This is a genomic window from Exiguobacterium sp. H66, from assembly GCF_018618705.1.
In the GTDB taxonomy this organism is placed as follows: domain Bacteria; phylum Bacillota; class Bacilli; order Exiguobacteriales; family Exiguobacteriaceae; genus Exiguobacterium_A; species Exiguobacterium_A oxidotolerans.
On sequence record NZ_JACSMQ010000008.1, the window covers coordinates 136,459 to 148,732 of the forward strand.

10 protein-coding genes, 7 tRNA genes and 1 rRNA gene are annotated in these 12,274 nt (G+C 49.0%); all 18 read right to left on the reverse strand.

All coding sequences use genetic code 11. From position 1 onward, the window contains the following. Positions 1–42 precede the first annotated feature (42 nt). The 18 genes from KNP88_RS13125 to rrf all read right to left on the reverse strand — a co-directional run bounded on the left by KNP88_RS13125 (position 43) and on the right by rrf (position 12,265). The gene (locus tag KNP88_RS13125; RefSeq protein WP_214894134.1) at positions 43–939 is read right to left on the reverse strand and encodes a phosphotransferase family protein; all 897 of its coding nucleotides are present in this window, start codon (positions 937–939) and stop codon (positions 43–45) included. Positions 940–1,067: 128 nt separating this feature from the next. Beyond that, on the reverse strand, positions 1,068–1,628 hold the full coding sequence (locus KNP88_RS13130) for an isochorismatase family protein (protein ID WP_214894135.1): 561 nt from the start codon (positions 1,626–1,628) through the stop codon (positions 1,068–1,070). A gap of 392 nt (positions 1,629–2,020) precedes the next feature. Further along, complete coding sequence (locus KNP88_RS13135; RefSeq protein WP_214894136.1) at positions 2,021–2,596, reverse strand: hypothetical protein; 576 nt, start codon at positions 2,594–2,596, stop codon at positions 2,021–2,023. A gap of 81 nt (positions 2,597–2,677) precedes the next feature. Continuing rightward, the gene (gene glmS, locus KNP88_RS13140; protein ID WP_214894138.1) at positions 2,678–4,474 is read right to left on the reverse strand and encodes a glutamine--fructose-6-phosphate transaminase (isomerizing); all 1,797 of its coding nucleotides are present in this window, start codon (positions 4,472–4,474) and stop codon (positions 2,678–2,680) included. Positions 4,475–5,473: 999 nt separating this feature from the next. Next, positions 5,474–6,829, reverse strand: a complete 1,356-nt coding sequence (gene glmM, locus KNP88_RS13145; RefSeq protein ID WP_029332288.1) for a phosphoglucosamine mutase — start codon at positions 6,827–6,829, stop codon at positions 5,474–5,476. 29 nt (positions 6,830–6,858) lie between these two features. Then, a complete protein-coding gene (locus KNP88_RS13150) occupies positions 6,859–8,145 on the reverse strand; it encodes a CdaR family protein (RefSeq protein WP_214894140.1) in 1,287 nt (428 codons plus the stop codon). Next, the gene (gene cdaA / locus KNP88_RS13155; RefSeq protein WP_204251426.1) at positions 8,145–8,969 is read right to left on the reverse strand and encodes a diadenylate cyclase CdaA; all 825 of its coding nucleotides are present in this window, start codon (positions 8,967–8,969) and stop codon (positions 8,145–8,147) included. The genes KNP88_RS13150 and cdaA overlap by 1 nt, the downstream gene beginning before the upstream one ends. A gap of 115 nt (positions 8,970–9,084) precedes the next feature. Continuing rightward, positions 9,085–9,699, reverse strand: coding sequence for a polymer-forming cytoskeletal protein (locus KNP88_RS13160; protein ID WP_214894142.1), 615 nt, complete (start codon positions 9,697–9,699; stop codon positions 9,085–9,087). 16 nt (positions 9,700–9,715) lie between these two features. Then, a complete protein-coding gene (gene sigW / locus KNP88_RS13165) occupies positions 9,716–10,279 on the reverse strand; it encodes an RNA polymerase sigma factor SigW (RefSeq protein WP_214767576.1) in 564 nt (187 codons plus the stop codon). 125 nt (positions 10,280–10,404) lie between these two features. Beyond that, positions 10,405–11,313 (reverse strand): arginase, encoded by a 909-nt coding sequence (gene rocF / locus KNP88_RS13170; RefSeq protein ID WP_214894144.1) that lies wholly within the window; start codon positions 11,311–11,313, stop codon positions 10,405–10,407. Between the two features lie 221 nt (positions 11,314–11,534). Beyond that, positions 11,535–11,610: transfer RNA gene (locus KNP88_RS13175), tRNA-Ala, on the reverse strand. Positions 11,611–11,626: 16 nt separating this feature from the next. After that, positions 11,627–11,698 (reverse strand) — tRNA-Gly (locus KNP88_RS13180). A gap of 7 nt (positions 11,699–11,705) precedes the next feature. After that, a tRNA-Lys gene (locus tag KNP88_RS13185) sits at positions 11,706–11,778 on the reverse strand. Between the two features lie 4 nt (positions 11,779–11,782). Further along, a tRNA-Tyr gene (locus KNP88_RS13190) sits at positions 11,783–11,866 on the reverse strand. Positions 11,867–11,899: 33 nt separating this feature from the next. Further along, positions 11,900–11,972 (reverse strand) — tRNA-Thr (locus tag KNP88_RS13195). A 9-nt stretch (positions 11,973–11,981) separates the two neighbouring features. Further along, positions 11,982–12,056: transfer RNA gene (locus KNP88_RS13200), tRNA-Glu, on the reverse strand. Positions 12,057–12,058: 2 nt separating this feature from the next. Continuing rightward, positions 12,059–12,133 (reverse strand) — tRNA-Asn (locus KNP88_RS13205). Positions 12,134–12,149: 16 nt separating this feature from the next. Further along, positions 12,150–12,265 (reverse strand): 5S ribosomal RNA (gene rrf, locus KNP88_RS13210). Between the last annotated feature and the right edge of the window lie 9 nt (positions 12,266–12,274).

A 12,274-nucleotide genomic window follows, 5' to 3' on the forward strand; every position in this document is an offset into this window, starting at 1 on the left:
CATTTCCACAAGTATAGCGGTTTGACTGTCGAATCACGTCTTTTAACGTTCTTCGAATATGCTCGTCCGTTCGAGTTCAATTAACAAGCGGGCATGGTTGTTGTTAAAAAACTGTTGGTGCTGCGCTAATCCACGCTGGACGCACCAGCCGATTCCCGTCAGTGCTTCAAACAGACGGTAGTACGGCAAATAGACTTCAATCGGTTCCGGTGTCCGAATTTGCCCGTATCCGTTTTGATAAGCACCCAACAGAGCGCTGCCACCTTGGAAGACATCCCGGTCGAGTTTCGTGAAGTCGATCTCCGTCGCTCCGAAACGTGAAGTTTCAAAGTCGATCAGTCCAGTGAGGTTTCCGCCGTCTGCGAGCAGATTCCCGAGCCGGAAATCGAGATGGACGGCGACCGGACGCGACGGTTCTGGTAACTCACGTTCACGCCGCTTTAATTCTGTAAAGGCGGCTTGATAAAGGGCAGGCGGCAAAACTTGTTGAATCGCCGGCTCGAATGAGGTCATCTTCGCATTTCGGAAGACACGCCAGTCCTGGGAGGTAAACGCGGTGAAGCCGTTCTCCTCAAAATCGCCGTACGCCTCACGGGTACACGTATGGAGTGTTGCGTGAAGCCGGCCGATTTGTGTGGCTAGTGTCGGTGTCACCGTCTCGATTGTCGCACCGGCTAATGCCTCCAGTACGAAAGCTCCCGTCGTCTGCGGCGTTGGCGGTGCTTCTGCAAGGATTTTCGGAACGGCGACACGGTCGGCCAAATACGTCAGCCATCCGTGCTCCCGGTACCATTTATCAGCCGTATAGGGTCGCTTTAAAAAAACAGTCCGCCCGTCACGCAGAACCAGCCGGTCGACTTCGGAACTGTACGAATCCGTGACGGAAAAAATCTCTGCTACATCGAGCTCAAACGATTGAATCCACTCTTCGCGGGTCATAATGCATCCCCCAGTCGTTTTTCAAGGATTTCACCGGGCAGTCCGTCAATCGCGGCTGTACCGAGCATCTGATAGGTTAAATAAACAGTCTCTTTTATCTTTCGCAGTTCAATCATAACTTCACTCCTTTATGTTCTGTGCTGATCGTGGATCGGTTCAAACAACTTCTCCGATGAGGGGCGGACAAGCCCAAAATGTTCGACATTGTAGTGACCGTGCAAGACTTGATTGTGATGGGCAATCATCAACTCCGCCGATAAAACATCGGAGCCGTTCGTCGTATGTCCGTCCGCAACGAGCGTCACATCAAATCCGTTGACGGTTGCACTGCGGACCGCGGTATCGATGCAGTGTTCCGTCTTGCAGCCGAGGATGACGATATGTTCGATTTGTCGTTCATTCAGATACTCAAGCAGTGGTGTCCCGTGAAACGCATTCGTTGCAGCTTTATCGAACGTCACCGCCTGATCTGGAATCTGAATCGAGGCGTGTACAGCAAACCCCGGTCCGTTTCCGTCCGCGACATCAAGATCCCGGATGAAGACGACGGCATGATCCTGATCGCAGGCTTCTTGCACGACTTGATTGATGACCTGACTGACGGCATCTTTCGCATGAACCCCTGACTCTTCTGCCGTACCTTCGACGAGATCCTGTTGAAAATCAATGACGAGTACCGCTTGTCGCATCTGAATGTCCCTCCTTTTGGTTTCTTTACTTCTCTTCTTTCCCTTCCCTACTGGAAAATCCTGTTTTTCACAAAAGATTTTAAGCTTTGCGAAACTTTTGATTGACTGATGCGTTGAATAAGATGATGGAAAGGATGTTACATATGGACCTATTGCCACTCTTTTTCGTGATTTTCGTAATTGTCTTAGTTGTTAATCTGTTTCTCGATAAGATGATCATGAACCGGCGCCTTTCACGGAACGTCTTCATAAAAAATCTGTTCGTCTGCTTTTTGATTTCGCTTGTTTTGCTAAGCTTCTTCTATCTTCAGTCCATGATGAACTAACAAATAGACCGTACACTCTCTGTTGAGCGTGTACGGTCTATTGACGATTACTCGATTTCAGTATTTCTACTGCTTTGTTACCTTGCGTAAACGGTAGTATTTTGCAAGTCGAAATCCGACATAGGCTGAATCCCCTAAGAGTGGATAAGATGTCCGCTGATATATATTCCAGTAGCTGATGATGCGACGCTCAATCCGTGTCATGTAAACACCATTTTCTTGTAGAAAGGAACACAGATTTTCCTCAGACCACCGCTCTAAAATCGGCTCGATTCGTTCTAGAATTTCACTCACATATTCCCCGGTCAACTCAATTAGATAAAGCAACACCCAGTCTGTATCCGCCTGTTCTTCTTGCAATCGTTGAACATATTTCTCGCGGATATAACCATTGTGATGGCGCGTATACAAGCAATAGAGCAGCCACCGTTGTTGTTTCGTCAACGTCTCGATTTTCACCTCTGGTACTTCATCCAAGTACACGCGAGACGGCAAATTCAACTTTTCTTGCCAATACGCGATTTCAATCGTCCCCCACGTCACCGGTCTAAACAATCGGTGTGGGAAGAGACGTCTCACAGCCTCCACGTCTACTGCACAGGATTGCGGAAAAGCTTGGAGCCAGTTTGTTTTCATCTGCATATGTGTTTCACCACTCATTCCTTCAGTGTTAGGTAATAAAAAAGTCATACTCCAACTGGAAGGAGTATGACTTGAATGTTTTTATTCGACTGTTACTGACTTCGCCAAGTTACGTGGCTTGTCGACGTCGCAATCACGGCCGAGTGCCGCGTAGTACGAGATCAACTGAAGTGGTAAGACTGAAAGTAATGGTGACAAGAGCGGCTCGACTGACGGGATGACGAATGCATCCGTCGGCAATTCGAGACCTTCTGAAGCGATGACACATGCGTTCGCGCCACGTGCGACGACTTCCTTAACGTTGCCTCGGTTGTTGAGGTGAACGTGCGGTTGTGTCACGAGGGCGATGACCGGTGTATTGTCTTCAATCAAAGCGATTGGACCGTGTTTCAATTCGCCGCCGGCATAACCTTCTGCCTGGATGTACGAAATTTCTTTGAGCTTGAGGGCCCCTTCCATTCCGACATACGCATCTTGACCGCGACCGATGAAGAACGCATTGCGTGATTCAGACAAGTATTCTGAAGCGATCTCTTGGAACCGTTCTTTTTGTGACATGACGGATTCCATCGCGCTTGAAATTTTACCGAGTTCTTTCATGAGATCGAAGTTGACGTCGACGCCTTTTGCTTGAGCGAGGTCAAACGCAAGGACCGCAAGAACAGCGATTTGCGCTGTGTATGCTTTTGTAGAGGCAACCGCGATTTCAGGACCGGCATGCAACAAGAGTGTTGCGTTCGCTTCACGTGACAGAGTAGATCCTGCAACGTTCGTGATTGTCAGTGCCGGGTGACCGAGTTTTTTCGCTTCGACGAGAACCGCACGGCTGTCCGCTGTTTCACCTGATTGTGAAAGGAAGAGGAAGAGTGGTTTCTCTGTCAAAAGCGGCATGTTGTAGCCGAATTCAGACGAGATGTGGACCTCTGTCGGAATCCCCGCGATTTGTTCGATCAATTGTTTTCCGATCAATCCTGCATGGTAGCTTGTTCCGCAACCGATGATGTAGACACGGTCACGTCCGAGGACTAAATCACGGACCGACTGATCGAGTGTGATGTCGCCAGCTTCGTTTTGGTACTTCTGAACGATGTTCCGGATAACTGCCGGCTGCTCGTCCATTTCTTTAAGCATATAGTGCGCGTACGTGCCTTTTTCGATATCTGATGCATCGATTTCAGCTGTATACGCGTCACGCTCTTGGACGTTTCCGTCTAAGTCTTGGATTGTGACACTGTCACGCGTTAAGATAATCATTTCACCGTCATGTAACTCAACGAACTGATCCGTTACTTGAAGCATGGCCATTGCGTCAGACGCAACGACGTTGAACGTACCGTCTCCGAGACCGACGAGAAGTGGTGATTTATTTTTTGCGATATAAAGAACGTCCGGGTTTTCTGCATCGATCAATGCGAGCGCATACGAACCGTGGAGCATACGAAGTGTTTGACGGAAGGCTTCCGTGACATCACCTGTTGCGTCAAAGTTCTTTTCAATCATCTGAACGATGACTTCTGTATCCGTGTCGCTGAGTAAATCGACATTGAGTTCTGCTTTTAACTGCTCATCGTTTTCGATGACACCGTTATGCACGAGTGTAAAGCGTGATGATGCACTTTGGTGTGGGTGGGCGTTCGGGACACTTGGTACACCGTGTGTTGCCCAACGTGTGTGACCGATTCCTACTGTACCGTCTGCATCTGCAGGGACGACTTCGCGTAGCGCAGCGATGCGACCGACTTCTTTATGAACCTGAACGCCGTCATTGACGAACGCAAGACCTGCCGAGTCATAACCGCGGTACTCGAGTTTTTCGAGACCCTTTAGTAAAATTTCTTTCGTGTTAACTTCTCCGATCATACCTACGATTCCGCACATATTGATTCTCTCCCATATCAAGTATTTCCCTGAAGAGGAAACGGCTCTTGTCGAGAGTTATCAGCACTTGCTTGTTTGTCCGTCTAATCACTTAGACGATTTCAAGTAAGTTTACGGTACTGATAAGGTACCGGGAGGCATCCGCCGAATGATTCGATAAACCTCCACCTCGTCAGCTGCCTATCACATAGTCAGCCCTGGCGCTTCTGTTTCTGTCCGACTCCGTTTCTGTCCGACTTTACAATCATACGAACTTTAATTGGAAAAAGCAAGGAAGGTAACGTATTTGTAACTATTCCCGATATCTTTCTAAACAATACCTCTAATACCTAGATTTTGTAAAAAAAGAATCGTTCATCTTTATATTACTTCTCCACCTTCGAACGAACCCGTGTCCCTGTCCGACTTCTACAGGAAAAGGAAGCTCTGCTTCCGACAGGAACAGGCGAGACCCGGACAGCCCCAAGCTGGCCGCGGCTTGCGTTCCGCCTGAGAAAAGCGGGCAGAGGACAGCGGTGTCGTCCCCTTCTCTCTCCTATAATCCAAACACTGTTCCTACTCCAGACCCACGCTATTTCTGAAACGAACCCGTGTCCCTGTCCGACTTCTACAGGAAAAGGAAGCTCTGCTTCCGACAGGAACAGGCGAGACCCGGGCAGCCCCAAGCTGACCGCGGCTTGCGTTCCGCCTGAGAAAAGCGGGCAGAGGACAGCGGTGTCGTCCCCTTCTCTCTCCTATGATCCAAACACTGTTCCTACTCCAGACCCACGCTATTTCTAAAACGAACCCATGTCCCTGTCCGACTTCTACAGGAAAAGGAAGCTCTGCTTCCGACAGGAACAGGCGAGACCCGAACAGCCCCAAGCTGGCCGCGGCTTGCGTTCCGCCTGAGAAAAGCGGGCAGAGGGACAATGGGTTCGTGACGAGTTCCCTCCTTAAAAGTTCGTCCATTAGCCGAACAAAAAAGGAGCAGCACGAAGCTACTCCTTTTTCGTCGACTCAATTTTCTTGTAACGCGTAGTTTTCACGCACGACGTTCGCGATCCGTTCGACGTACATGTCACAGGCTTCTTGCGACTCTGCTTCCGCCATGACACGGACAAGTGGTTCTGTTCCAGACGCACGAACGAGAATCCGACCGTTTCCAGCCATTTCCGCTTCGACTTCCGCAATGATCGCTTGAACGGCAGGACCGTTCATTGCCCCATTCTTATCCGATACACGAATGTTGACAAGACGTTGCGGGAAGATCGGCATCTCGGCTGCGAGTTCCGATAACTTCTTGCCTGTCGCCTTCATGATTTGGAGCAACTGAACGCCGGACAACATGCCGTCGCCTGTCGTCGAGTAATCCATGAAGATGATGTGACCTGACTGTTCGCCACCGAGCGTGTAGTCGTTTTTACGCATCTCTTCGACGACGTAACGGTCACCGACTGCCGTTTGTAAGGCTGTCATGCCGTGTTCTGCGACTGTTTTATGGAAGCCGAGGTTACTCATGACTGTCGCGACAATCGTGTTATCTTTCAAACGACCGATTTCGTTCAAGTATTTTCCACAGATGAACATGATTTTATCGCCATCGACGATATCCCCATTTTCATCGACTGCAATCAAGCGATCGCCGTCACCGTCAAACGAGAGACCGACGTCGGCACTTTTTTCTTTGACGAATGCCGCGAGGTGCTCGGGGTGTGTCGATCCGACACCGTCATTAATGTTCAAGCCGTTTGGTGTTGTACCGATCGTTGAGACTTCTGCTTCGAGGTCACCGAACAAACGTGGTGCAAGGCTTGATGTCGCGCCGTGCGCGCCATCAATTGCGACATGAATCCCAGAGAAATCTTCATCCGATGTTTGACGAAGCATATGGAGGTATTTTTGCGCACCTTCATAATAATCGTGAACGAAACCAAGTTCTTTCCCTGCTGGTCGTGGGAGTGTGTCCTCTGTTTCGTCGAGCAATGCTTCAATTTCAAGTTCTGTTGCGTCATTGAGCTTAAATCCGTCTGTTCCGAAGAACTTGATGCCGTTGTCTTCGACTGGATTATGTGACGCTGAGATCATGACGCCTGCAGTCGCATCCATCGTCTTCGTCAAGTACGCGACCCCTGGTGTCGAGATGACACCAAGACGCATAACTTCCGCGCCGATTGATAACAATCCTGCGATCATTGCATTCTCAAGCATTTGACCCGAGACGCGTGTATCGCGTCCGATTAAGACTTTCGGACGTGTGCTCTCGTGTTTCGTCAACACGTATCCGCCAATCCGTCCAAGACGGTAGGCGAGTTCCGGTGTCAATTCTACGTTTGCGACGCCGCGGACGCCGTCAGTTCCAAAATACTTACCCATGTGCTATTTCCTCATTTCACTGATTGGTTTTAATTGGTCTGTACCGATGTCCGGGGAATCGTCTTTAACGTGACGTCCATGTTATCCGGTCGTAAGACATCGAATGCTTTAGATGTCTGATATGAAATCGGTAAGCCGTGTGTGCCTTCTTTTAATTCTGTTACGTCGATGACAGCCTTGATGTCGGTTGCATCAATCGAAGCTAAGTCCGCTTCGCTGCCACGGACGACGAGATCAATCGTTTCAGCATAGTCAATTGTATACTTCGACTCGTCGAAACCGTTAAGCGTCACAGGAACACCTGTAATCGTCTTCTCTGCTCGCTCCTCGACCGTTTCCGTCGTCGATTTAGCATTTTCTTTCTCGACGACGATACTGACCGTAATCGAAGTCGGATCCATTGCCGTCACATTATCCGGTTCGACGAGTTCGATCGTCTTATCGGTCGTCTTCGTCAAATCTTTTAGTGAGATTGCCTTTGTATCGACTGAACCGATTCGCGTCAATTCTTCCTTCGTTCCGTACAGACGTGCTTCCGTGACGACGGGAACGATCTTGACGACCTTGTAGCCTTTTTTGACGCTACCTGTTGTTTTAACGTTGATCGGGACTGTTTTACTCTCCTTATAGACAGGAACTGTCACTTCAAGCTGTTCCGGATCGTACGTCGCGCTAATCGCGTTCCCATTCGTATCCGTCGCTTTGACGTTGAATGACTCCATGAAGGTCGACGCGCGACCCGTCACGTCGATCGGGACTTGAATCGATGTGATGGCTTGGAGCTTTTCTGCTCCTCCTGTCACAGCAACCGTTTGTTTACTCGGTTGTGCTTCACCGACGACATACCCTTCGGCGATTTTATTTTTGTTGAGTAAAGCGACTTGAACCGGGACTTGTTTCGTGACTTTTTTATCAAGAAAAACTTCGACCGTCTCCTGTTTCGGTGTCACTTCAACATCTTTTCCAAAACCATTCGCTGTCACACGAACACGGTGGTACCCAGGGTCGAGTCCCTCTAAATCTAACGATAGACCAAAGTCTTTGACGAGGCGAAGCATCGTCAAGCTACTCGATGGTCCTTTGACCGTCGTTTCGATTGTAGTTGGAATATTATAGGCGACCCACTGCGATTCATCATAATTCACTGTGACCGGTACGTCAAACGTCGTCGAGCCCTGACCAGCGATCGGCAATAGACTCGCCGCGTCACTTTTCCCGCTCGAACTCGAGCCTGCGACCATCAAATAGAGCATCACAGCAAGTAGTACCGCAACGATTCGTAAAAACCATCGTTCATTGAACCACTTTTCGAACATTATTTTTTCGCCCCCATCCAGTTAAAGAAGGACGTATTCGCCGGTTCGACTTTGACGAGCGTCTCAAGCAACTTCGTCCGAAGCGAATCTTCGTCGAGTTCCCGGTAAAGACGACCATTGATTGCGAGAGATACGCCTCCCGTCTCTTCCGATACGACAAGCGTGACACTATCCGTAACTTCACTGACACCAATCGCGGCCCGGTGACGCGTCCCGAGATCTTTAGAGATGTGGGCACTTTCTGAGAGCGGTAAATAACAAGCCGCTGCCGCAAGTTTGCCTTGCTGAACGATGACCGCACCATCATGCAACGGCGTGTTCGGGATAAAGAGGTTAATCAAAAGCTGACTCGTAATTTGTGAGCCGAGCGGAATCCCCGTCTCGACATATTCACTGAGACCGGTTTCCCGTTCAAACGTGACGAGCGCACCAATCCGGCGTTTCGACATGTATTGTGCAGACGAAACGAGTGCATCGACGATTCGCGTTTGTTCATCTTCATCACTGATGGCACTCCGTGAAAAGAATTTACTCGTTCGTCCCAGGTGCTCCAGTCCTCGACGGAGCTCTGGCTGGAAGATGATGATAATCCCGAGTAATCCATAGGTGATGATTTGATTCAATAGAAATTGTAAGGTCTTCAGTCCGAAGAAGCCGCTTAAGAACCAGCTGATCAAAATGACAGAAATCCCTTTAATCAATTGAACCGCTTTTGTGCCTTTGACGATAATCATCAGGCGGTAAATGACGAATGTCACGACCGCGATATCAAGCACATCATTAATATAATCGTACCAGTGTACGTTTTCGCCCAGTTTCAACATTTGAAATTGAAGTGGTTGCCAGTTGAAGTAATTCACCAACCGTGCCCCCTATCTCATCTAATTTAAACAGCTTTCATTATAGCACAAAGGGGCGAGTTAGACTCGCCCCAACTGATTAATCAAAGATTCGTTTGATTCCGTACCAGACGCGTTCGAACAACTGATCGATTTCTTTAATTTCTCCAGTTACGTTTCCGGCACTGGCTGTGTAAGCCGTCCCGTCAACGGTCATGACGTCTCCATTGACTTTGCCTTCAATCCGGACATTGCCGCCTTCGACGTATAAATCTTGATTGACCGTCACTCCTTTTGGAACAACAACTTCGCCATTTTCAGCGACGATACCGGGAACGTTCGTATACGACAAGTCTTTATCTTCTTGCGTCATGTACCCCCCGAGGCTACCGACCGAAAGTAACGCAAAGATCGAGGCAGCTGCAAGGAGTGGATACTGTTTCATCTTCCCTCCAAAACGAGAAGGTTTACGAAGCGGTGTCACATTCGACGTGTCCACCTGTTCAGGCAGTTGTGCCAGCACGCGGGATGTAAAGTCTGCCGAGAGCTTCGGCTTCGGAAGCGTGCGTAACTGTGCATCGAGGAGTCGATACTCTTCGAAGTCGTCCATCGCATTCGCCTCCCGTAACTCCGCTTCGAGTTGTTTAAAGTCTTCTGGAGGTTGGTTTTGGTCTAAATAATCTTGGATGCGTTCGTTTACGTGTTCTCGTGTCATGGTGAGATCCTCCTTCTCACCGCGTTCCGAAGTGCTTCTTCAGCGCTTCTCGGCCACGGTGAATTCTAGTTTTGACTGTGGCGACTGGTAAATCGATCAGTTCACTGATTTCCTTTAATGAAAGGTCTTCAATATATTTCAAGACGAGTGGAATTCGATACTTTTCAGGTAAAGCGGCAATCGCGTCCCCGACAGCATTTCGTTCTTCAGAATCAACGACTTGATCTTCTGGCAATTGCTCCTTACTTTCGAGCTGGGAATACAGCGTCAAGCCTTCAGTACCTGACATCTCGGCATCAAGGGAATAATCTGGACGTTTCTTCCGTAAGCGGTCAATTGAAACATTCGTCACGATCCGGTAGAGCCACGTACGGAATTTCCATTGTGCATTATACGATTCAATCTTTGTAAATACGCGAATAAAGGCTTCTTGCGTGGCATCCTCTGCTTCCATCCGATCACGTAATACACGGAAGGCAACTAAAAATGCCCCTTCTTTATATAGATCAACAAGTGCCGCAAATGCATCACGGTCGCCTTGCTTCACTCGCTCAATCAAGCGTAGTGTTGTTTCTTCCACTTCAAATACCCCCCGCTCTATGCGGTCAATCTCTTATACGGAGTCGACCGATAAATGTTTCATCTCAATTTAAATTGTAACAAAAAAAACTTGAACCCCGATGAAAAGAGTTCAAGTTCTATCCATTATTTTACTAAATGTTGGTTTTGCATCGCTTGAAGTAGGTTTCCGATCAAGCTGTTCGCAAGAATCGCGGTTCCGTTCCCTTCTTCTAACAACGGATTCACTTCGACGAACTCCGCTGCAATAAAGTTTTCTTGTTCCGCACAAGAGTTCAAGACGGTCTGAGCATCCTCTAACATGACACCGTCCGCAACCCGCGTCCCGGTCCCTTCGACTAAACTCGGGTCAAGACCATCCATGTCGAAACTTAAGTAAAATGCGTCTGTCGTTTCGTTCAGGTAAGCAATCGCTTCCTTCATGATGGCTTCCATTCCCCGTGTCCGAATCGCTTCCATGTCATAAACGCGAATCCCGAGCCGATCAATCAATTCCTGTTCTCCCGGATCGACGTCACGCAAGCCGATAAAGACAAGATGCTCCGGTTGTAACTTGACGTCTGTCCCACCGATTTCCGTTAAACGCCGATGCCCTTCCCCAAGGGCAACAGCGAGTGGCATTCCGTGAATATTACCTGTAGGTGACGTTTCCGGTGTATTTAAATCACCATGCGCATCGAACCAAATTGCACCGAGCCGCGGAATCGATCGACGAAGTCCTGCGATCGTTCCGATTGCCATGCTGTGGTCGCCCCCGACGAGTAACGGAAAACGTCGTTCGGACAGCGCATCATGTACAAGTAGCTGTAAATCATTCGTCGTATGGACGACTCCTTCGAGACGTTTTAACTTCGCATCTTCCTCACGTACCGCGTCTTCTGGTAAGACAGCCGCTTCCCCGTAGCGGACTGCTTCTTGTCCATGTGTTGCTAACGTTTGAAATAGGCCTGCTTGTTCGACTGCTGCCGGACCATGCTCTGTTCCTGGCTTTCCTTGACCGTAACGATATGGCACGCTGATATATGCAATGTTCATCCCCGCATCCCCTTTGCTTAATTAAGTTACCTTAATTGTAAGCGGTAACATACAGCTGGTTCAACTCGACAAGATGACGCATCTTTATACAGTAGAAGACAACAAAAAAGCACTGTGAAGGGAATCACAATGCTTTCGCGTACGTACTCTGGTTAACAGGCATTTCAAGTATAAAAAAACTTAAGACGAACGAAACTCGCTTAAGATCTTTAAGCAAAATTTGGTGGAGCCTAGCGGGATCGAACCGCTGACCTCCTGCGTGCAAGGCAGGCGCTCTCCCAGCTGAGCTAAGGCCCCAAAAAAATAAACAAAAAGCGGAAGACGGGATTCGAACCCGCGACCCCGACCTTGGCAAGGTCGTATTCTACCACTGAACTACTTCCGCAAGAAAATGAGCCATGCAGGATTCGAACCTGCGACCCTCTGATTAAAAGTCAGATGCTCTACCAACTGAGCTAATGGCTCGACATGGTGGGGGGGGGCGGATTCGAACCGCCGAACCCGAGGGAGCGGATTTACAGTCCGCCGCGTTTAGCCACTTCGCTACCCCCCCAGTTTGTCTAGGAAAATTTAATTAAAAAAACAGTGCCGGCAACAGGAGTCGAACCCGCGACCTACTGATTACAAGTCAGTTGCTCTACCAGCTGAGCTACACCGGCACAATAAAATGGTGACCCGTACGGGAATCGAACCCGTGATACCGCCGTGAAAGGGCGGTGTCTTAACCGCTTGACCAACGGGCCATTGGCTCCGCAAGTAGGATTTGAACCTACGACCTACCGGTTAACAGCCGGTTGCTCTACCACTGAGCTATTGCGGAATAAAAAAACAAAATTGCCTGGCAACGTCCTATCCTCACAGGGGGAAGCCCCCAACTACTTTCGGCGTTCAAGTGCTTAACTTCCGTGTTCGGCATGGGAACGGGTGTGACCACTTGGCTATCGTCACCAGACGACGGGCT